At 72.7% G+C, this 20,657-nt stretch carries 15 protein-coding genes; 12 read left to right on the plus strand and 3 right to left on the minus strand.

Annotated features, from left to right (window positions below; all coding sequences use genetic code 11):
* Window positions 1-27: 27 nt before the first annotated feature.
* The gene (locus tag ACZ4Z3_RS32835) at window positions 28-888 is read right to left on the minus strand and encodes a glycosyltransferase family 2 protein (protein WP_468504438.1); all 861 of its coding nucleotides are present in this window, start codon (window positions 886-888) and stop codon (window positions 28-30) included.
* A 116-nt stretch (window positions 889-1,004) separates the two neighbouring features.
* Between ACZ4Z3_RS32835 and ACZ4Z3_RS32840 the strand changes: the two genes are divergently transcribed.
* Window positions 1,005-2,168 (plus strand): glycosyltransferase, encoded by a 1,164-nt coding sequence (locus ACZ4Z3_RS32840; protein ID WP_468504439.1) that lies wholly within the window; start codon window positions 1,005-1,007, stop codon window positions 2,166-2,168.
* 128 nt (window positions 2,169-2,296) lie between these two features.
* Here the strand turns inward: ACZ4Z3_RS32840 and ACZ4Z3_RS32845 are convergent, their stop codons facing one another.
* Entirely contained in the window at window positions 2,297-4,294 is a 1,998-nt protein-coding gene (locus ACZ4Z3_RS32845) for an alpha/beta hydrolase family protein (RefSeq protein ID WP_468504440.1), read from the minus strand.
* A gap of 118 nt (window positions 4,295-4,412) precedes the next feature.
* Between ACZ4Z3_RS32845 and ACZ4Z3_RS32850 the strand changes: the two genes are divergently transcribed.
* The 11 genes from ACZ4Z3_RS32850 (at window position 4,413) to chvE (ending at window position 19,485) form a co-directional block, all read left to right on the plus strand.
* Window positions 4,413-5,687, plus strand: coding sequence for an MFS transporter (locus tag ACZ4Z3_RS32850; RefSeq protein WP_468504441.1), 1,275 nt, complete (start codon window positions 4,413-4,415; stop codon window positions 5,685-5,687).
* A 122-nt stretch (window positions 5,688-5,809) separates the two neighbouring features.
* Window positions 5,810-8,026 carry a non-ribosomal peptide synthetase gene (locus ACZ4Z3_RS32855; protein WP_468504442.1) on the plus strand — a complete coding sequence of 739 codons (2,217 nt, stop codon included), beginning with the start codon at window positions 5,810-5,812 and terminating at the stop codon, window positions 8,024-8,026.
* A complete protein-coding gene (locus ACZ4Z3_RS32860) occupies window positions 8,023-8,811 on the plus strand; it encodes a thioesterase II family protein (protein ID WP_468504443.1) in 789 nt (262 codons plus the stop codon). The genes ACZ4Z3_RS32855 and ACZ4Z3_RS32860 overlap by 4 nt, the downstream gene beginning before the upstream one ends.
* The gene (locus tag ACZ4Z3_RS32865) at window positions 8,808-9,902 is read left to right on the plus strand and encodes a glycosyltransferase family 2 protein (protein WP_468504444.1); all 1,095 of its coding nucleotides are present in this window, start codon (window positions 8,808-8,810) and stop codon (window positions 9,900-9,902) included. Before ACZ4Z3_RS32860 ends, ACZ4Z3_RS32865 begins: the two co-directional genes overlap by 4 nt.
* Window positions 9,899-11,398, plus strand: a complete 1,500-nt coding sequence (locus ACZ4Z3_RS32870; RefSeq protein WP_468504445.1) for an NAD(P)/FAD-dependent oxidoreductase — start codon at window positions 9,899-9,901, stop codon at window positions 11,396-11,398. The genes ACZ4Z3_RS32865 and ACZ4Z3_RS32870 overlap by 4 nt, the downstream gene beginning before the upstream one ends.
* Window positions 11,391-12,824: an aspartate aminotransferase family protein gene (locus tag ACZ4Z3_RS32875; RefSeq protein ID WP_468504446.1), complete on the plus strand. Its 1,434-nt coding sequence runs from the start codon at window positions 11,391-11,393 to the stop codon at window positions 12,822-12,824. Before ACZ4Z3_RS32870 ends, ACZ4Z3_RS32875 begins: the two co-directional genes overlap by 8 nt.
* Window positions 12,821-13,201, plus strand: a complete 381-nt coding sequence (locus ACZ4Z3_RS32880) for a hypothetical protein (protein ID WP_468504447.1) — start codon at window positions 12,821-12,823, stop codon at window positions 13,199-13,201. Before ACZ4Z3_RS32875 ends, ACZ4Z3_RS32880 begins: the two co-directional genes overlap by 4 nt.
* Window positions 13,198-14,697: a GMC family oxidoreductase N-terminal domain-containing protein gene (locus ACZ4Z3_RS32885; protein WP_468504448.1), complete on the plus strand. Its 1,500-nt coding sequence runs from the start codon at window positions 13,198-13,200 to the stop codon at window positions 14,695-14,697. Before ACZ4Z3_RS32880 ends, ACZ4Z3_RS32885 begins: the two co-directional genes overlap by 4 nt.
* Window positions 14,694-16,019 carry an MFS transporter gene (locus ACZ4Z3_RS32890; protein ID WP_468504449.1) on the plus strand — a complete coding sequence of 442 codons (1,326 nt, stop codon included), beginning with the start codon at window positions 14,694-14,696 and terminating at the stop codon, window positions 16,017-16,019. The genes ACZ4Z3_RS32885 and ACZ4Z3_RS32890 overlap by 4 nt, the downstream gene beginning before the upstream one ends.
* A 340-nt stretch (window positions 16,020-16,359) precedes the next feature.
* The gene (locus tag ACZ4Z3_RS32895; RefSeq protein ID WP_468504450.1) at window positions 16,360-17,850 is read left to right on the plus strand and encodes an FAD-binding protein; all 1,491 of its coding nucleotides are present in this window, start codon (window positions 16,360-16,362) and stop codon (window positions 17,848-17,850) included.
* A gap of 537 nt (window positions 17,851-18,387) precedes the next feature.
* Window positions 18,388-19,485: a multiple monosaccharide ABC transporter substrate-binding protein gene (gene chvE / locus ACZ4Z3_RS32900; protein WP_468504451.1), complete on the plus strand. Its 1,098-nt coding sequence runs from the start codon at window positions 18,388-18,390 to the stop codon at window positions 19,483-19,485.
* Window positions 19,486-19,563: 78 nt separating this feature from the next.
* Here chvE and ACZ4Z3_RS32905 read toward each other — a convergent pair whose 3' ends face one another.
* Complete coding sequence (locus ACZ4Z3_RS32905) at window positions 19,564-20,532, minus strand: alpha/beta hydrolase (RefSeq protein WP_468504452.1); 969 nt, start codon at window positions 20,530-20,532, stop codon at window positions 19,564-19,566.
* Between the last annotated feature and the right edge of the window lie 125 nt (window positions 20,533-20,657).

Here is a 20,657-nt window from a genome sequence, read left to right on the forward strand (position 1 = left end):
CCGTCGTGCGCCGGGACCGAGGGCGGTCTACTCCGCCGCCACGGGCCGCCGGCCGCGGGTGATGCGGTTGGAGACGCCGCCGAGGTAGTAGCGGACGGTGGGCTGCCCGGTCGACACGATCGGGACGCCGTTGTCCTGGAGCGTGCGCAGCAGCTTGTCGTCGGGCGCGGTGTTGGCCAGGTGCTCGGCCTCGGTGAACGTCTCCGGGATCGGCAGCCGCAGGAGCAGTTCCCGGCGCACCAGCCACACGCTCTGGTCCACCAGCGCCACCGGGTCCTCCGCCCGGATCACACTGCTGGTGCGGAAGGCGTCCCCGGGGCGCCGCGGATCGGCGCGGTCCAGCAGGAGGTTGGTGCCGGGGACACGGACACCCTTGTCGCACATCACCTGATGGATGCGCGCCGCCTCCACCGGGTCGTCGACGGTGTGCCACGCCTCCTCCAGGTACGGAGCGCCGTCGGCGTACCACATCGTCCGGCCGGAGTGGGCGACCTGCGCGCCGTGCTCCCGGGCGCACTCCAGCAGGCTGCGCAGATGGTGGGGCTCGTACTCGTTGTCGTCGTCCAGGAACGCGATCCAGTCCGCCGAGGAGATCCGCGCCCCCGTGTTGAACAGACGGGACAGGCGCGGATAGACCCGCCGCTTGTCACCCGGCGGTTCGTTCCGCTCGGCCGGCGGGCGCGGCTCCTCGTGAACGGTCACCCGCAGTCCGGGGCGGGTCGGGGCCGCGGTGGCCGCCGCCACCGTCTCGGGGTCCCGATCGTCGATGACGACGACATGCTCGATGAGGCCGTCGAAGTCCTGTGCGTGGACGGAGGCCATGGCCCGCCGGAGCAGCCGCGGACGCCCCCGCGTCACCGTCACGACCCCGATCGTGTCCTTGCGCATACGGTTCTCCCTTCGCTTCGCCTGATGCCGGTCGCTCCGATCCAACCAAGCATTGCCAATTCAGGCAAGAGTCTGGCAATATATTGCCAACTTACCGTGGTCCAAGGAGGCGTGCGATGGGCGGTCCCAAGATCAGCGTCGTGATCCCGTACAAGCAGCGACTGCGCAATTTCCGGATCGCGCTCGCCGCGCTCGCCGAACAGACGCTGCCGGGCTCCGAGTTCGAGGTCGTCGTCGGCGCCCTGGAGTACTCGCCGGAATACCTCGCGGCCTGCCGGGAGTACGCGGACCGGCTGACCATCGTCTCCGTGCTGGTCGACGAGGAGTGGAACCTCTGCCGCTCACGGAACCTGGCGCTGCGCCAGGTGTCCGGGGAGGTCGTGGTGTTCCTCGACGCGGATCTGGCGCTGCCCCCGCGCTGCCTCGAATCCCTCTACGACCGGTACTACGCGGACGGGCAGGACGTCTGTGTGGTGGGGCAGATCGTGGGTCTCGACGGCCGGTCGGACCGTCCCGCCGAGACGTCCGACCTCCGCGAGCACCGGGAGTACCGGACGCTGCTGGCGGACCTGGAGGCGTCGCCCGGTGCCCGGCTGGACAAGCGGTGGCGGTTCGATCCGTTCGTCCTGCCGTGGACCCTGGTGTGGGGCGCGTTCATCGTCGTGCCCGCCGGGACGATCCGGCGCCACGGCCTGTTCTTCGACGAGGACTTCCGGGGCTGGGGCGGCGAGGACCAGGAGTGGGGGTACCGGGTGCACGCGGCGGGCGTGCCGATCGTGCGCGGCGAGGACGTGTACGGGCTGCATCTGCCGCACGCCCGCGACGTGTCGTCCAACTTCCGTGAGTTCGACGTCAACATGGACCACTTCCTCGCCAAGTGGCCCGCTCTGGACGTGGAGCTGTACCGGGCCTTCGACATGTGGGGCGCCAACCGGTCGTACGAGGAGGTCCGCCGCGAGGTGGCGGCCGCCGCGCACGGCCCGGACGAGACACTCGGCGTGGCGCGCGGCACCGTCGACGGCAAGGACACCCTCGTCGTCGGTGCCCCGGTCGACGGGCTGCGCCGGATCACCGACCCGGAGGTGCGCGCGCTGTTCGACGCCGGGAGTCCGGTGAGCATGCTGCCGCTGGTTGGCCTCGCGCTGCCCTTCCCCGGCGGAGGCGTCGAGGAGTGCCGGGTGCTGCCGGCCGTGCTGGGTCTGAGCGAGCGGTACCGGGAGGCGGTGCTGCGCGAGGCGAAGCGGGTCGCCCGGCACGTGGTGGCCCCCGAGGCGCCCTGACGCCCGCCCGCAGTCGGCCGTACCCCCAGCTCACAGTCGGCCTGTCGGCCCGTCGGCCGGTGTCCCTCGTGGACACCGGCCGATTCGTCGTGGTGCGGCACCCGGGGCGGAGCGGGTGCCGAACGCCCTCACCCCACGGGCCGGGCGGACAGCTTTAGTCGTGGCACTCCCTGCGGTTCGAAGCCGAACACCTGGCCGTAGGCGGAGAGTTCGGCGTGCAGGCAGGCCGTCACGGTCTCGGCCTTGCGGAACCCGTGGCGTTCGTCCGCGAAGGCCAGGTAGGCGTGGGGGACGTCGCCGTCGCGCAGCCGGGCGAGGAAGCGCTCGGTCTGGCGCGGTGGGCAGACCGTGTCGTCGAGGCCCTGGAGCACGACGAACGGAGCCCGTACGCGGCCGGCGCGGCGCAGCGGTGACACCTCGGCGTAGCGATCGGCGGCCTCGGGCCACGGGCCGATGAGGCTGTCGAGGTAGCGGGACTCGAAGTCGTGCGTGCCCCGGTCGCGCCACTCCTCCGGGTCGAGCAGCGGGTAGTAGATACCCGCCACGCGGTACAGGTCGGGCTCGGCCGCGAGGGACGCCGCCGCCGTCCAGCCGCCCGCGCTCCCGCCCCGGACGCCGATCCGCGCGGGGTCGGCGAGCCCCCGGGCGATCAACCCCCTGGCCGCGGCGGCGCAGTCCGCCACGTCGACCACGCCCCACTTCCCGCGCAGCCGCTCCCGGTACGGCCTGCCGAAGCCGGTCGAACCGCCGTACTGCACGTCGACGACGCCGATGCCACGGCTGGTGAAGTACGCGATCTCATGGTTGACCACCAGCCGGCTGCGGGTGGTGGGCCCGCCGTGCGCCTGTACCAGGAACGGCGGCAACTCGCCCTCGGGGGCGGTGAAACGGGGGTTGTGCGGGAGGTACACGAACGCGTGGACGTCCTCGCCGTCCGCGTTGCGGAACACCTCGTGGCGGCCGTGCGGCAGCCAGTCCGTGTACGCGTCCCCGTGGGTCGCGGCGCCGCGCAGGACGTCGAGGCGGGGCTCGCCGGTGGGGGTGTCGAAGTCCACGAGGACCACCGAGGAACGCAGGCGTGGTCCCGCGGCGGTGCCCGCGACGCGGCGGCCGTCGGTGGCGAGGGCCGCCCACTCGGTGTGGGGCGCGGGCACGTCGCGCAGGGTGCCGTCGCGTTCCAGGACGGCGAGCCGGCGGTCGCCCGTGCCGTGCACCACGAACAGCCGTCCGTCGTCCGCCGGCAGGAACCAGCGCGCGCCGATCCGCCACAGGGGTTCGCCGAACTCCTCCGCGCGGGGGCACAGGTTGCGGGTGCCGCCCTCGGGGCCGATCTCGTGGATGTTCCACCAGCCGTCCGGATCGCTGAGGACGTACAGCACGTCCGGCCGGTCCGGGGCCCACTCCACCTGGCCGGCGGAGACGCCCGGCCCGCCCGCGACCCGACGGGCCGGTCCCAGGGTGCCGTCGGGCCGTACGGGAGCGCACATCACGTCCGTGGTGTCCCACGGCATGTCCGGGTGGTCCCAGCCGATCCACGCGACGCGCAGGCCGTCCGGTGACACCTTGGGGCCGGTCATGAAGTGGTGGCTCGCGGCGAGGATCCGCACCGCCTCCGGGTCCTTCGCGGCGGCGCCGTCCAGAGGCAGCGCCACCATGTCCCGGTGCACGCTGGTGCCCGCCTCGTCGGCCAGAGTCTCCCGCAGACACCAGATCTCCTCGCCGACGCGGGCGAAGTCCGCGTAGCACGCCCCGGCGGGGATGTCGGGCCTCGGGCTGAGCGGCACCGGCTCGGTCCCCGGCGCCGCCCGGTACACCCGCTGGTCCTCCCCGTGCGTGAGGACGAACCCGTCGGAGGGGTCCGTGCCGAGGGCGAGCCAGGGGCGGCCGCCGTACTCGATGACCCGGGACCGCACGCTCCACGCGGGCCCGAGGACGTCATGGACGTCACCGTCGGGTGTCCGGGCGACGAGCGCGGAACGCCCGCTCTCCCAGGGCCGTGTCTCGGTCCACCACACCTGGTCGCCGACGAAGCCGACCCACTCGACGCGCGCTTCGGCGGCTGCCGCCTCGGCCGCTCCGATCGGCGAGGCCCAGGTCCCGTGGGCGGCGGTACGCGGAAGTGCCATTCAAGCCTCCTGTGCGCTGATCCTTCTTCCCAAGATTGCCTTTAGTGTGCCAAGCTTGGCAACATGTTGCCTCGCGGTGCCACACCTCTGGACCGCAGCGCACTCGGAAGGGAGCCCCATGACTGGCAGCGCACTGGACGAGGTGCTGGAGGAGGCCCCGGAGGACGGGAGGGCCGTCCCGACGGGACGACTGCGGGCGGCACTCGCGGCGGAGACGCTCGTGGGCAGCCTCGGCCTGTACAGCGTCATCCCGGTCCTCGGACCGCTGCTCGCGGCCCGGTCACCCGGCTCCGGCACCGCGATCGTCGGGATCGGCCTGTTCTGCTACACCGCGTCGGCGGGCCTGTCCGCCACGCTCGTGGCCCGGCGGCTGCGGAGGATCGCGTACGCGCCGGGCATGGTCGGGTCCGTCCTGCTGTCGGCCCTCGCGTTCGGCCTGCTGCCCTTCGCGGGGGCGGACTGGGCCCTGTGCGGGCTGCTCGTCATGGCCGGGTTCGGGGTGAGCGCGCACTTCCTGTACTCGCGGGTGCTCATCGCCGAGGTCGTCCGCGACGACATCGGCCGCAACCGGGTCTTCTCCCTGCTGCAGATCGCGGTGAACGGCGCCGCGGCGCTCGGCCCGTTCCTCGCGAACGCCCTCTACTCACCGTCGGAACCGCACGAGCTGATGGGCGTGGTCGCGCTGTGCTACGCGGCGGCCGCGGTCGTCATGCTGCCCGGCCTGCCGCGCGGTGTCAGGCCACCGGAGACGTCCGGCCGGTGGCCGGTGGGCCGGAAGGTGCTGCGGCAGGTCGTCACCACGCCCGCGATCCGGCGCACGGTGGTGGTCAGTGTCCTCGGCACCTTCGTGTACGCGCAGTTCTACTCGGCGTTCGCCTTCTACGTGGCCGAGCGGTTCGACTCGGCCGCGCTGCGGTCCTTCCTCCTCGCCGGCCCCGCCTTCTGGATCGTGCTCCTCCAGGCCGGTGTCACCGCGGTGATCAGCCGGCTGATGCGCGGCGGGACGACCCCCTTCGCGGTGCTCGGCGGCGCCAACCTGCTCTTCGCCGGGTCGATGCTGACGCTCGGTTCGGGACTCGAACCAGCGGTGGGCGCGATCCTCGCGGTCCTCGTGTTCTCGGTGGCCGAGATGGCGTTCGGGCCCATGGTGAGCACGGCGTACGCCGGACTGCCCATCGGCTCCACCCTGGAGGCGTTCAACCTGCGCCAGGTGTGCTGGTCCTTCGGCGAGGCCCTCGGCGCGCTGTCGGGCGGCGCCCTGTTCGTCGCGCTCCACGACCAGGGCCGCGGCTGGCTCTACTGGCAGTCCCTCGGCGCCGTCACGTTGGCCGTCACCTGCGTGCTCCTGTTCCTGTCCCGGCGCACCGCGCCGCGAGCCCCGGCATGCCGTTGACCGACGCCGGTCACGGCCGGTCCCCACCGTCCCCACCCGTGCGGCCGCCCGCCCCCACCCCGTGCCGCACGCCCCCCGCCTCTCCCCCCACACCGGATACGACGCTCAGCAGAGGAGTTCCGATGACGACCTCGCTCCAGACCGACGTGCTCGCCGACCGGCCGGCGCCCACAGCCTCCGCGTCCCGACCCGACGAGACGAGAGCGCTGGGCACCGGCACCCCCCTGCCGCGCGACGGACGGACCCCGGTGCACGAACTGGTGGCGGGCTTCGCCCGGATCACCCCCACCGCCCCCGCGGTCAGCGGCCGTGACGGCACGATCGACTACCGGGCCCTCGACGCCTGGGCCCGGCGCATCGCCACCCGGCTCACCGAGTCGGGCGCGGGCCGGGGCAGCCGGGTCGCCGTCCTGGTGGAGCCGTCCACCGCGATGGTGGCCGCCGTCCTGGGTGTCCTCAAGGCCGAGGCGGCGTACGTTCCCGTGGACCTGGCCCACCCCGACCGGCGCATCGCCGGCGTCCTCACCGACGCCCGGGTCGGCGCGGCCGTGGTCACCGGGTCCGCGGCCGGCCGGCTCACCGGGCTCGGCCTGCCGCTGATCCGGGTCGAGGACACGGCCGCGCCCACCGGGGAGCGCGACACCGCGCGCACCGCCGGGGCGGGCGAGGACGCCGAGGACGGCGACGAGGAGCCGGCCATCGGGGCCGCGCCCCCTTCGGATACGCCGACGCGAGGCGCCGCCGGGCGGGCCCCCGCCGCCGACGGAACGACGGCGGGGGGCGAGGCCGGACAAACTGCCGCTGCCGTCGGCGCCACGGGCCGACCGGACGCCACGGGCATCACCGGCATCACCGGCATCACCGGCGTCACCGGCGTCACCGCCGACGACCCCGCCTACCTCATCTACACCTCCGGCAGCACCGGCGAACCGAAGGGAGTCGAGGTCGGGCACCGGCAGTTGGCGGCGTCGACGCTGGCGCGGCGCATGGTCTATCCGGGCCGGCCGGTCTTCCTGCTCGTCTCACCGCTCGCGTTCGACTCGTCCGTCGCCGGGCTGTGGGGCACCCTCACCGCCGGCGGGCACCTGGTGGTGGCCGCGCCCGACGAGGTCCGGGATCCCGAGCGGCTGATGGACCTCGTCGAACGGTACGGCGTGACCAGCCTGCTGTGCGTGCCCTCCCTGTACGCCGTCCTGCTCGACGCCGCCGAGCGGGCGGGCATGGAACGGCTGCGGTCCCTGGAGACGGTGACCACGGCGGGCGAGCCGCTCCCCGCCGACCTGATGCGACGTCACTTCGCGGTGCACGCCCGCTCGGTGGCGCTGGTCAACGAGTACGGGCCCACCGAGGCGACGGTCTGGGCGAGCTACCGCCGGTACGGAGCGCCGGGGCCGGTGACCATCGGGCGCCCCGCACCCGGCGTACGGCTGTACGTTCTCGACGAGGAGCTGCGGCCCGTACCGCGCGGCACCGAGGGCGAGTTGTTCATCGGGGGCGCCGGGGTGGCTCACGGCTACTTCGGGCGTCCCGAGGCCACGGCGAAGGCTTTCCTCGACGACCCCTTCGCGGGGGTGCCCGGCGCACGCATGTACCGCACGGGCGATCTCGTCCGGTGGACCGAGGAGGGCACCCTCGACTTCCTGGGTCGCCGTGACCACCAGGTCAAGATCCGCGGCCATCGCATCGAACTGGGCGCGGTGGAAGCGGCGTTGTGCGAGCTGCCCGGAGTGCGCGAGGCGGTCGTCGTGCCCGACACCCGGGGCACCGCCCTCACCGGGTTCGTGCTCGCGCCCGCCCTGCCCGACGCACTGAGCCTGCGGGAGCAGGTGGCCCGTTCGCTGCCCGCGCCGATGGTGCCCGCCCGCATCGAGGTGCTCGACTCCTTCCCCCGCACCGTCAACGGCAAGGCCGACCGGGCGCGGCTGCGCGCACACGCCGAGGAGCCGCACCGCGCCGCCGAGGCCCCGGCGGTGGAGGCGCCCGACGGCGGTACGCCCCCGCGTGCGCCCGCCGGCGGTGATCCGTCGGCCGGGGTAGCGGCGGCCTGGGCGGAGGTCCTGAAGGTCACGGACGTGCCCGGTGACGTCAACTTCTTCGACCTGGGCGGTCATTCGCTGGCGATGTTCCAGCTCCAGGACGCCCTGGAGCGGCACACCGGCACGCGCCCCCCGATCGTCGCCCTCTTCCGCCACACCACGGTCTCCGCGCAGGTCGCCCTGATCCGGGACGGCGGGGCCGACACCGGCGACGCGGAGGCCGACGCCCGGCGCTCCGCGGCCCGCCGCGCCCGAGCCCTGCGTGCCCGCCGCCACCGCGCCCAAGAGGAGCCGACGAAGTGACCCCCACCCCCACCGCCCGCCCCACCGTCCTTCCCGCCGACCGTCCCGCCCCGGGCCCGCCGCGCGCCGCCGGGGCCCTGTGGCTGCACTGCCCCGTCCCGCTCCCGGACCCCGCCCGGCGGCTGATCTGCTTCCCGCACGCCGGGGGGTCGGCCGCGTTCTTCCGGGACTGGGGGACGCGCCTGGCCGGCGTCGAGGTGCACTCCGTGCGCTATCCGGGGCGGGCCGAGCGCATCGGGGAGCCGTCGGCCCTGGATCTGCGGGTCCTCGCCCATGCCATCGCGGACGCGGTGGAACCGCTGGCCGACCGGCCCCTCGTGCTGTTCGGGCACAGCATGGGCGCGGCCGTCGCCCTGGAGACGGCCCGCTGCCTGGAGCGGCGCGGCGTCCAGCCGGCGCACCTGGTGGCGTCCGGCTCCCGCGACGCGCCCTACCCGGGCCCCGAGGCGAGCGCCGGGGACGAGGACGAGGACGACGCCGCCGTGGTCGCCCGGCTGCTCGAACTCGGCGGCACCGACCCGGACCTCGCGTCGGACCCGGAGTTCCAGCAGCTCGTCGTGCCGTACGTGCGCGACGACGGCCGGATGTTCCACGCCTATACCCCGCACCCCGACGATCCGCCGCTGCGCTGCCCGGTCACGACGATCGTCGGGGACGCCGACGACGACGCCGACCGCCGCCCCTGGAGCGAGCTGACTGTCGGCGGCCACCGCGAACACCTCGTGGAGGGCGACCACTTCTACCTCGTGCCACAACCGCCGTTCGCACTGCTCCAGAGCCTGTGAGCACCGCCCGCACCTCGCCCGGCCCCTGCCCCGACCCCCGTCCGCCCCCTCTCACGTACAGCGCATGCCGACCTGCTCCGTGCTCCACCGCAAGGAGGGTTCCCATCGCCACGCACCGGACGAGCAGCGCACCGCCGCGCTCGTATCTCATCAGCGTCGTCCTGCCCTGCTACAACGAGGAACAGGTGCTCAGACGCACTCATCAACGCCTGACCCGCGCCCTGCGCGACCTGCCCCACGAGATCGTGTACGTCGACGACGGCAGCGCCGACGCGACCTGGGCGCTCATCCAGAAACTCATCGCCGACACCCCGCCGGGTTCGTCCTCACAGGTCCGCGGGGTCCGCTTCAGCCGTAACTTCGGACACCAGGCCGCGTGTCTGGCCGGTCTCGCCGAGGCCGCGGGAGACGCCGTCGTCCTGATGGACGCGGACCTCCAGGACCCGCCCGAGCTCATCCCGAGCATGGCGGAGGAATGGTTCAAGGGCTGGGCGGTGGTGTCCGCGCGCCGGGCCACCCGGCACGGCGAGACCCGCCGCAAGAAGGCCACCGCCTATCTGTACTACCGGCTGCTGTCCCGGATCTCCGACCAGCCCGTCGCGCTCGACACGGGCGACTTCCGGCTCCTGGACCGCAAGGTCGTCGACTTCGTGACGTCGCTCGGGGACAAGGAGCTGTTCCTGCGCGGCCAGATCAGCTGGACCGGCTTCCCCGAGACGACCCTCAGCTACGAACGCGACCCGAGGGCCGCCGGCACCACCAAGTACACGCTGCGCAAGATGCTGGCGCTCTCCCGCACCGGTGTCCTCTCGGGTGCGGCGGCCCTGCCGCTGCGCATCCCCACGTACATCGGTGTCGCGTCCCTGCTGGGGGCCGGCGGTGTCGGCGTGGTCCGGCGCAGTGCCCGGCAGGCCGCGCAGCTGGGGGCGTTCGGGATGCAGTCGCTGGCCTGCGGGGTGCTGGGCGAGTACCTGCTCGGCGTGTTCCGGCAGGTCCAGGGACGTCCGCCCTATCTCGTCATGGAACGCATCGACTCGGGCCGCAGCCGGGCCCTGACAGCTTCGTCCACGCACGTCGAGGAGCGCTCATGAACACGCACGACAGGCAGAACGGCCGGGACACCGAGGTCCGGGACGAGGTGACCGGCGGCGCCAGGTTCGAGATGACCGGCGACGGCACCCCGGTCGAGGTGACACGTGACGGTGTGCGGGACGCCGTGGTCGTCGGCGGCGGCTTCACCGGTCTGTCCGCCGCGCTGGAGCTCGCCGAGCGCGGCCACCGGGTGACGGTCCTGGAGCAGGACTCTGAACTGGGCGGTCTGGCCGGCAGTTTCGACGTCGGCGGCGGCAAGCGCATCGAGCGCTTCTACCACCACTGGTTCGACTCGGACGAGGAGATCCTCGGCCTGTGCGACCGGCTGGGCATCGCGGACGCGGTCCGACCGCACCTCACCCGCACCGGCATGTACTACGCCAACTCCATCTACCGGCTCTCCCGCCCCCTGGACCTGCTGCGTTTCGCGCCGCTGCCGCTCCTGGACCGGCTGCGGCTCGGCGTCATGGCGCTGCGCGCCGGCCGGGTCGACGACTGGCGGTCCCTGGAGCACCTCACCGCCAAGGATTGGCTGATCTCACTCGGCGGGCGCAGGGTGTACGAGGTGGTGTGGCGGCCCCTGCTGGAGGGGAAGTTCGGCGCGTACGCCGACCAGGTCGGCGCGACCTGGATGTGGACCAAGCTGCATCTGCGCGGTGGCAGCCGCACCAAGTCGGGCAGCGAGGTCCTGTACTACCTGCGGGGCGGCAGCGAGACCCTGGTGACCGCGCTGCACAAGCGCCTCGCCGAGCTGGGCGTGGAGATCCGCACCGGCACCGCCGTCCAGTCGGTGCTCACGGACGACACCGGCGTGACGGGCGTGCGCACGAGCGGCGGCGACGTGCTGCCCGCCCGGCACGTACTGGTCACCACCGCGCCCGCGCTCGCGGCGGACCTCCTGGAACCCGAAGGCGCCGAGGGACCGGCGGGACACCCCGCGCTCCCGGCACTGGTGCGGCAGTTGCGCGGCATCCGCTACCTGGCGAACGTCTGCCTGGTCCTGGAGAACAACCGCAGGCTGTCCGACACGTACTGGCTGAACGTCAACGACCCGTCGTTCCCGTACGTCGGCGTGATCGAGCACACCAACATGGACGACCCCGCGCACTACGGCGGCCGCCATGTCGTCTACCTGTCCAAGTACCTGCCGGCCGACGCCGAGTTGTACCGGATGAGCGACGAGGAGGTCTTCGAGTACAGCCTGCCGCACCTGCGGAAGATGTTCCCCGGCTTCGACCGCTCGTGGGTCGAAGCCCACCACGTCTGGCGCGCCGAGTACGCCCAGCCGGTGGTCACCCCGGACTACACCCGCGCGATGCCTCCGCTGGAGACCCGGCTGGGCGGGCTGTACCTGGCGAGCATGGCGCAGGTCTTCCCGGAGGACCGGGGCACCAACTACGCGGTGCGCGAGGGCCGCAGGGCGGGACGGCTGATCGCCGACCGGCTGCGCACCAGCCGGGCGGCGACACCGGCCGTGGAGGCGTCCCGTGCCTGAGCTGCTCACCCTCGACCAGGCCGAACGCCTCGGCATCGACCAGGTCCACGACCTGTACGGCAAGTACGTCAGCCGCAGCCAGGTCTCCCTCATCGGCACCTTCGGCTTCGGCCGTGACCTCGTCGACAGCGCCCAGGGAGCCTGGATCCGGTTGCGCGACGGACGCCGGATCCTGGACTTCACCGGCGGTGTCGGCGTCCTCAACCACGGCCACAACCACCCCCGGATCCTCGGCGCCCGCGACCGCTTCCGCGAGGCGCGGCGCATGGAGGTCCACAAGAACTACCTGTCCCCGTACGTGGCCGCGCTCAGCCACAACCTCGCCGCGCTGCTGCCGGGCGATCTGAACATCTCGTACTTCCCGAACTCGGGCGGCGAAGCAGTCGAGGGCGCCCTGAAGCTGGCGTACAAGTACCACGAGGGCCGGCGCGGCACCGTCCTGCACACGGACATCGCCTTCCACGGCAAGCTGCTGGGCGCGGGCAGCATCACCGCGTCCCCGGAGATCCACTTCGCGTATCCGCGGCTGCCGGGCACGGACGCGTTCGCGTACGGGGACCTCGAGTCGTTCCGGCTGGCGCTGGAGCGGCACACCGACGGGCGGGGCCGCAGCGACGTCTACGCGGTCGTGCTGGAGCCGTTCAGCGCGTCCAGTCTGCGCGCGTGCTCGGCCGACTTCCTGTACGAGGTGCGGCGGTTGTGCAGCGAGCGGGACATCGTGCTCGTCTTCGACGAGGTGTACACGGGGTGGGGCAAGACGGGTGAGCTGTTCCACTTCATGCACCACCCCGGTCTGGTGCCCGACGTGGTGACGACGTCGAAGTCGTTCGGCGGCGGCAAGTCGTCGATCTCCGGGTACGTCGCGCGTGAGCCCGTCTTCCGCAAGGCGTACGACAATCTGCGCGACGCCACGCTGCACAGCACCACGTACTACGGTTTCGGCGAGGAGACGGCCACGGCGCTGGAGGCGGTGTCGGTCGCCGTCGAGGAGGACTTCCCGGGGCGCGCCCGCAAGCTCGGCGAGGTCCTCGGCACGGGTCTCGCCGATCTCGCCGCCCGGCATCCGAACATGGTCGCGGGCACGGCGGGCCAGGGCGCGCTGCACGGCCTGTACCTGCGCCAGGGCCCCCGGCTGCCGGCGGCCGTGCGCGAGAGGATCCCAGGACGACTCGCCAAGGACCCACAGGCGTTCGCGAAGCTGCTCACGGGTGCGGTGATCGCCGCGCTCTACCGGGACCACGGCATCCTCACCTTCTTCGGCTCCAACCGGAGCATCGCGCTGATCGTGTCGCCGCCGCTGGTGGCGGGCGAGGAGGAGGCGCGGATCTTCCTGGACGCCCTGGACACCGTGCTCGGGCAGGGCGTGCCCCGGCTGCTCGCGGACTTCGTCACGGAGAAGGCGACCGCGGGAAGGGGGCCTCGATGAGCCGCGGGCCCCGGCTGCTGCGGTCCGCGCTGCGCTCCAGCGGACTGCGCTCGTACTGGTGGCGGCAGTACCCCGCTCTGCGTGAACCCGCCGCGCGGGCCGCGGCGGAGGCCCATGTCCTCGGCACGCTGCGTGCCCTGCCACCGGCCCAGCGCGCCGGGTACGCGGCGGCCCTGCGGCTGCTGCCGCTGGCGTACCGGCTCGCGTCCGGCGGGCGGTCGCTGCGCGGCGCGACGGGCGAGGAGGGCCGCCGGGGCATGCGCGCCCTGTCCGCGCTGCCCGGCTTCTCCGAGGTGGTCAGGTCGAGCACCGCGCTGGCACTGCTGGGCGCCCTCGACGGCCGTACGGGGGAAGCCGGAGAAGGGGGACGGCCATGAGGGCGATTCCGGGCAGGCGGCACCGCACCGTCGACGCGGACGTGATCGTGATCGGGTCCGGCGCGGGCGGCAGCGTGGCCGCGCTCGAACTCGCGGCGGCGGGGCGGGAGGTGACGGTCCTGGAGGAGGGGCCGCGTGCCGACACCGCGCGGCTCGCGGGGGCTAGCCCCGCCGAGAACATGCGCACCCTGTACCGCAACGGCGGGCTGACCCCGGTCTTCGGGTCGCCGACCATCGCGTACGGCGAGGGGCGTGCCGTCGGCGGGACGACCCTGGTCAACGGGGGCCTGCTGTGGGAGCCGCCGCCCGAACTGCTCGCCCGCTGGGCGGCGGTCGCGGGCCTCGACGGCTACCGGGCGGCCGACCTCGCCCCGCACCTCAAGACGGTCCACAGCCGTCTCGGCACCGTCGTGCAGGGGCACGGCGGCGAGGAGGACAACCGTGACTCCCGTCTGCTGACGGCGGGGGCCGACCTCCTCGGCTGGCGGTGGCAGCACGCCCACCGCGCGGTGCGGGGCTGCGCGCACCGCAACCGTTGCACCACCGGCTGCACGTCCGGTGCCAAGCAGAGCATGGCGGTGACCTACCTGCCGCGGGCCGAGTCCCTGGGCGCCCGGATCCGCCCGGACACCCGGGTGCTACAGGTCCTGCACGACGGGCGCACGGTCACCGGGGTGCTCGCGGCCGGCCCGGACGGCACCCGCACCGTGTACCGGACGCGGGCGGTGTTCCTCGCGGCGGGCCCGCTCGGCTCGCCCGCGCTGCTCCAGCGCAGCCGGGTGCAACGCCGGATGGCGGGGCGGGAGTTGGCGCTGCACGTCAATCTGCGTACGGTGGCGCGCTTCCGTGAGGAGGTGGCGGCGGAGCGCGGCACCATCTTCACCGCGCAGCTGAAGGAGTTCGGCGACCGGGGCGTGCTGATGATGCCGTCGAACGTGTCGCGCGGGGCGCTCGCCGCCGCGCTGGCGGGCCGCTCCCCCGGCGACGTCGAGCGTTTCCTCGCCGACTTCGACCGTCTGGGCGTCTACACCACCCAGGTGCGGCTGCACGGCACCGCGAGCGTGCGGGCCCTGCCGGGCGGTGGGGTGCTGCTGCGGCACGGCATGACGGCCGTCGACCACAGCGCGCTGCGCGAGGCGTTCCGACTCGGTGCTCGGCTGCTGTTCGCGGCGGGCGCCGTGGAGGTGACGCCGCCGGTGTCCTCGGCGCCGTCCCTCACCGGGATGTCCGAGGTCGAGGAGTTCTGCCGACGGGTGGCGCCGGGCGACTGGGAGTTGGTGTCGGTGCACGGCATGGCCTCGGCGCGGATGGGCGGCGCCGACCGGGGCGGGGTGTGCGACGCGTACGGCCGGCCGTACGGGTTCGACGGGCTGCGGGTCTGCGACGCGAGTGTCCTGCCGGGCGTCACCGGCATCAGCCCCCAGGGAACGATCATGGCGTTCGCCCACGAGATCGTCGCCCGCTTCAACGAGCAGGAAGGGAAGACGGGCACATGACGGAGCAGCGGACGACGGGCGCGGTCGAGCCCCCGCGCGAGGGTCCGGCGACCGGAAGCGGGGGCTGCGGGGAGGTGGAGGCCGACAAGGGTGGAGGTCGGGCCGGAGCGGGTGCCGGGCAGGTGCGGCTGTTCAGTGTGCCCGCCCTGGTGGCGTCCTGTGTGGGGTTCGCCCTGATCGGCGCGCTGCAGTCGTTCTACGGGCCCGCGATCCCCGCGCTGCGCGAGGAGTTCGGGCTGTCGCCGGCCGCGGCCGGGGTCGGGCTGACCGCCCACTTCATCGGCGGGGTGGGCGGCGTGCTCGCCTTCAACCGGGTCCACGACCGGGTCGGCAACCGTCTCCTCCTGGGTGTCTCGTACGCGCTGATGGCGGCGGGATCCCTCGGGTTCGCCCTCGCCCCCGCCTGGCCCCTGGCGCTGGCCGCCGCGTTCCTCGCGGGCCTCGGTTTCGGCGGCATCGACTACGGACTCAACCAGCTGTTCGCCGTGGGCTTCGGCTCCCGCAGCACCGCCATGCTCAACGTCCTCAACGCGTTCTTCGGGATCGGCGCGGTGGCGGGCCCCGCCCTGATCGGTCTGCTGGGCGCGGACCGCTACCCGGTCGTGTTCGCGGGCTGCGGGCTGGTGTCGGCGGCGCTGCTGCTGTTGCTGCGCGGCGTACGGGACAGGAGCCCGGCGCCGGTCGTGGCGCCGGACGGGGCGGCGGGCGGAACGGCGGACGCACGGCCTGCCGCCCCGGCACGGGCCCGTGTCTGGTTCCTGCTGCTGGCCTTCGTCGTCCTGTACGTCCTGCACGTGGGCGTCGAGGCCGGGGTGGGTGGCTGGGAACCCACGCATCTGGAGTCGGTCGGCTACGGCTCGGCCTTCGCCGCGTCGGCCACCTCCGTCTTCTGGCTGATGATGACGGTCGGCCGGTTCCTGGTGGTCCCCCTCACGCTGCGCTGGCCGGAACACGTCATCATCAACATCAGTTGCGCGGGCATGGCGGTCTGTCTGGCGGCGGCGACGGTGCCCGCCCTGGCCCCGTACATGTACGCGGGCGTGGGCCTGTTCATCGCCCCCGTCTTCCCCACCGGCCTGCCCTGGCTCACCCGCACCGTCCCCATGGCACGCAGCGCCAGTGCCCATGTGATCGCCGCCTCCATGCTCGGCGGCGTCGCCGCGGGCCCCGCCCTCGGCGCGATGATCCAGTGGGCGGGAGCCCGCTCCGTGCCCCTCGTGCTGTGCGTGATCGCGCTGCTGTGCCTGGCGTCGTCGATGTGGATCGACAGGACCACGCGACCGAGGGGGCAGGACGGGGCGGCCTCACCCGGCGGGAGGTGACATCGCAACGACATCGACACCCGCTCCCCGCATCCCCCCGCGATCTCTTCACGAATCAGTGCGCCAATGACCGCAAAACGGTCTCTGACCACGATTCAACTCTCGCGCGACAGGCTGTCTTTGGCCATGATGTGCCCGGGGACAGTTCAGGGGGAAGACCGCCATGAGTGAGAAGCGCCGACCCGACCAGGGCACGGGTCGGGAGACTCCGTCACCTCGCCGCGCCGAGGTCCGGACCGCACCACTGCCACCCGTGAACGGCTGAAGTCACCCGCAGATTGCGCTACGGCACCCACCGGGGTGTGCCGAGGATCCGCGCGCCAACACCAGGGAGGCTGGTATGTCACGTACAGAACAAGGTCAGCTCGACAGACGACGGTTCCTGTCCCGGCTGGGGGCCGGGACCGTAGCCCTCGTGGCCGGTTTCGACGTGGTCGGACGCCAGTGGGTGGCCGAGGCCGCCGACAGTGCCTCGTTCGCCGCGGTCCCGCCCCTCGACGGCACTCTCACGTTCGCTCCGGACGACCTCGCGGCGAACTCCCGCGACCAGGGCAACATCTTCACGAGAACACCCTGCGCGGTACTCAGACCGGGCTCGGTGAAGGACATCCGGAAGATGCTCGCCTACTGCTCGGCCCACGGCATCAAGACCGCGCCGGCCGGCGCGCACCACGCGATGTACGGCCAGACGCTCGTCAGCGGCGGGCTGGTCATCGAGATGGAGTCGCTGCACACGATCCACTCGATCGGCACCGACAGCGCCGACGTCGACGCGGGTGTGCTGTGGAAGGACCTCGTCGAGGCGGCGTTCCGACGGGGCCTCAGACCGGCGTCGATCACCAGCTACCTCGGGACCACCGTGGCCGGGACCCTCTCGATGGGCGGCATCGGGATGATGTCGTCGTACCGGGCGGGTGCCCAGGTAGACCACGCCCGCAAGCTCGAGGTGGTCACGGGCGACGGGCGGCTGCTGCAGTGCTCCGGCACCCAGAACACCGACCTGTTCGAGGCGGCGCTCGGGGGACTCGGCCAGTGCGGTGTGATCACGCGGGCGACCGTGGACCTGGTGCCCGCCAAGCAGTCGGCCCGTACGTACCGGATCGGGTACACGGACGTCGCCGCGTTCTTCCGGGACGTCAGGATCCTGGCGAACCGCGGGGAGTTCGACTCCCTCGGCAGCATTCCGCAGCCGGGCACGGCGCAGCCGCTGACGCTGTGGGCCACCGTCTTCCACGACGCCGGTGACGTGCCCGACGCGTCGCACCTGCTGCGCGGCCTCAGCCCCGCCGCGGCGGGCGCCGCCTTCGAGGACTACGGCTTCCTCGACTACATCCTCCTGGTCACCCGCATGTACGACTCGTTCGCGGCGAACCTGGGCTGGGACGCGAAGGTCAAGCCGTGGCTGGATCTGTTTCTGCCGGACGACGCCGTCGAGGACTTCGTCTCCTCGGTGTTTCCGTCGCTGACGCCGGAGGACCTGGGCCCGACGGGGTTCGGCCTGATCTTCCCGATGCTGCGCTCGACCTACGGACGACCGCTGCTGCGGCTGCCCGGTGACTCGGGCGGCCCCTGGGTGTGGCTGGTCAGCGTGCTGACCGACTCGGCCGGATCCGGCCCCGACCCCGACTTCGCGTCGCGCATGACGGACCGCAACTACCGGCTCTACCAGCGGGCGGCGGCCGTCGGCGGCACCCGCTACCCGCACGGCGCGTGCCCGTTCACCCAGGCCGACTGGCAGGCCCACTACGGCTCGATGTGGCCGCCACTCGTGGCGTGGAAGAACCGCTACGACCCCAAGGGCATCCTCACCCCCGGCCCGGGCATCTTCTGACCTTCAGGTCGCGGCGCGTGGTCGCGGTACGGACCGCCCCGCGATGAGCGACTTCAGGACACGGGGATCCCCTCGTCGGAGCCCCGTGTCCGCTCCTCTGGCGCCACCTTGCCCCACCAGGGAACTCCAGTCACATCCCGTCACCGGAGTCCCTCGCCCTTCACCTTTGCGTAACCGTTCCTGTTCACCCCGTTGACATCATGCGCACCGTCTCCCTATGGTCACGCAAACATTCGATCGTGTGACGACATATCGAACGGTTTGAAAGGCAAGTGCCCTGCGCATCAACGGAATCAGCCCCACGTGGCCGGAACGCCGTGGCGCAGCCCGACGTACGTACCGGTGCGCATCGGCACAGGGAGCACGGGAGCCGGCGGACCCCGGATGCCGGGTGGCCCGCGCCTCGATCACGCTTGCCGAAGCCTGTCCCCCACCGCGCGGCCGGCTCGGTCTCGCTCTGCCCTCCCCAGGCAGTGCCGCATCGACAGCTGACAAGCCGTCCTGCTCTCAACGACGAGAAGAACAAGGAACGATCACATGCACACCCGAAGAGCCGCCCTCTCCACGATCGCCGGAGCCGTCTCGCTCGCCCTGACCCTGTCCGCGTGCGGCCAGGACGACGGGGGAGCTTCGGCGGACGGTTCCGAGGGCGGCACCATCGGCGTCGCGATGCCGACCCGGGCCTCCGAACGCTGGCTCACCGACGGCAAGAGCGTCGTGGACGACCTCGCAGGCAAGGGGTACAAGACCACACTGGTCTACGGCGACGACGACCCGAAGCGGCAGGTCGCCCAGATCGAGAAGCTGATCGAGCAGGGTGTCGACGCGCTGATCATCGCGGCGATCGACAACAAGTCGATGGACAGCGTGCTCAAGAAGGCCGCCGACGCGGAGATCCCGGTGATCTCCTACGACCGGCTGATCCTCGACACGAAGAACGTCGACTACTACGTGTCCTTCGACAACGAGCAGGTCGGCCGGCTCCAGGCCCGCTACATCATCGACGAGCTCGGACTGGAGGACGGCAAGGGGCCGTTCAACATCGAGCTGTTCGCCGGTTCACCGGACGACAACAACACCCGGTACTTCTACGAAGGCGCGATGCACCTGCTGAAGCCGTACCTCGACACCAAGCAGTTGGTCGTCCGGTCCGGCGAGACCGACATGGACCAGATCACCACGCTGCGCTGGGACGGGCCGACCGCGCAGAAGCGCATGAACAGCGTGCTCACCAAGGCGTACCGCAGCGCCACGGTCGACGCGGTCCTGTCGCCGTACGACGGCATCTCCATCGGTGTCCTGAACTCGCTCAAGGCGCACGGCTACGGATCCGCCGCCAAGCCCCTGCCCGTCATCACCGGTCAGGACGCCGAACTGGCCTCGGTGAAGTCGATCATCGCGGGCGAGCAGTCGCAGACCGTCTACAAGGACCTCCGGCTGCTCGCCGAGATGGCCGCCGACATGGTCGACGACGTCCTCAACGGCAAGACGCCGAACCTGAACAGCAGGCGGGCCTACAACAACGGTGCCAAGCCCGTGCCCGCGTATCTGCTCCAGCCGACGAGCGTCGACAAGAGCAATTACAAGGACGTGCTGGTGGCCGGCGGCTACTACACGGCGGCGGAACTCAAGTAGCGGCACGAGGGCCGCGGGCCAGGCGAGGCCCACTCGCGCCCGTGCAACACGCCCGTACGCGCCCGGCGCGGTCCTGCCTCAGGGCCGCGCCGGGCGGGGTGAGAGCAGCTCCTCCAGAAGGGCGGGGAGGCGCTGGGGGAAGTCCTCGGGGAAGTCGTGGCCGAGGCCGGGGACGGACTCCAGGATCACGTCGGCGCCCACGCCGGTGAGCAGCGCGTGGGCGTCGAAGACCTCGGGGGCGATGTCGTCGTCGCGCTCCCCCACCAGTATCCGGCCGCTCAGGGCCCCCCGCGCGGCCCTCGTGAGCCGTTCCCCGTCGAGGTGGGCCGGGGTGAGCGCCGGGCTCACCGCGAGGAATCCACGGGGGCGGGGGGGCACGTCCGAGAGGGCCCACAGCACGGCCGCGCGGGCGCCCGCCGAGAAGCCCGCCGCCAGCAGCGGCAGCGAACAGCGGGCCTCGTCCACCTCGGCGAGGGCGGCGGTGACGTCCCGTACGGCGACACCGGCGTCCGGCCAGCTGCGGTAGAGCGGGGTCGACCGCTGCGAGGAGTCGACGGCGACGAGCACGAACCCGGCGTCCACCGCCGCCGCCCACTGGCGCGCGGCGAGCGCCGCGTCCTGGTCGGCCCCGTGGAGGGCGACCAGCACCCCGCGCGTGGAGCGCTCCGGCCGCCGTACGAGGGGCGGGAACGGAACGGCGTTCGCGTCGGCGTGCCGGGCGGTGGACTCCTTCAGCAGGGCGTCGAAGCCCGGCAGGTGCCGTACGGCGGCCAGGTCGTCGTCCTCGACGAGGATCGCCGGACTCCACCAGGCGCCGTCGTCGAGCGCGGCGCGCAGCTCGGCGAGCGCGTCCTCGGGGCGCTCGGTGAGCGCCAGCAGACAGGCGGTCAGATGTGCGAGGTCCGCGCGCCGCCGGGGCAGTCCAGGAGCCGCGTCCGTCACCGCCGTCAGCGCCTCGTCCAGCCGGCCCTCGCCGTACAGCCGTGTCACCCTCGCGTCCAAGGCACGGTAACGCGCCTCCTCGCCCTCGCCGTTCTGATCGCCCATCGCCCCATCGAAGCACAGCGACCGACGGGCCGACCGCCGCGGATGTGCGTCCGCCGGGAACTGTTTCCCCACCTGGTTCGTCAACTGGTGTGCGGCGCGGGGGTGTCGGGGCGTAGGTTGTCTGT

It is taken from the genome of Streptomyces sp. NPDC030296, assembly GCF_055572815.1.

What these genes read in the sequence shown, in the direction of transcription:
- ACZ4Z3_RS32835 (WP_468504438.1), bottom strand. Translation starts at nt 888, where the DNA reads ATGCGCAAGGACACGATCGGGGTCGTGACGGTGACGCGGGGGCGTCCG.
- ACZ4Z3_RS32840 (WP_468504439.1), top strand. Translation starts at nt 1,005, where the DNA reads ATGGGCGGTCCCAAGATCAGCGTCGTGATCCCGTACAAGCAGCGACTG.
- ACZ4Z3_RS32845 (WP_468504440.1), bottom strand. Translation starts at nt 4,294, where the DNA reads ATGGCACTTCCGCGTACCGCCGCCCACGGGACCTGGGCCTCGCCGATC.
- ACZ4Z3_RS32850 (WP_468504441.1), top strand. Translation starts at nt 4,413, where the DNA reads ATGACTGGCAGCGCACTGGACGAGGTGCTGGAGGAGGCCCCGGAGGAC.
- ACZ4Z3_RS32855 (WP_468504442.1), top strand. Translation starts at nt 5,810, where the DNA reads ATGACGACCTCGCTCCAGACCGACGTGCTCGCCGACCGGCCGGCGCCC.
- ACZ4Z3_RS32870 (WP_468504445.1), top strand. Translation starts at nt 9,899, where the DNA reads ATGAACACGCACGACAGGCAGAACGGCCGGGACACCGAGGTCCGGGAC.
- ACZ4Z3_RS32880 (WP_468504447.1), top strand. Translation starts at nt 12,821, where the DNA reads ATGAGCCGCGGGCCCCGGCTGCTGCGGTCCGCGCTGCGCTCCAGCGGA.
- ACZ4Z3_RS32885 (WP_468504448.1), top strand. Translation starts at nt 13,198, where the DNA reads ATGAGGGCGATTCCGGGCAGGCGGCACCGCACCGTCGACGCGGACGTG.
- ACZ4Z3_RS32890 (WP_468504449.1), top strand. Translation starts at nt 14,694, where the DNA reads ATGACGGAGCAGCGGACGACGGGCGCGGTCGAGCCCCCGCGCGAGGGT.
- ACZ4Z3_RS32895 (WP_468504450.1), top strand. Translation starts at nt 16,360, where the DNA reads ATGTCACGTACAGAACAAGGTCAGCTCGACAGACGACGGTTCCTGTCC.
- chvE (WP_468504451.1), top strand. Translation starts at nt 18,388, where the DNA reads ATGCACACCCGAAGAGCCGCCCTCTCCACGATCGCCGGAGCCGTCTCG.
- ACZ4Z3_RS32905 (WP_468504452.1), bottom strand. Translation starts at nt 20,532, where the DNA reads ATGGGCGATCAGAACGGCGAGGGCGAGGAGGCGCGTTACCGTGCCTTG.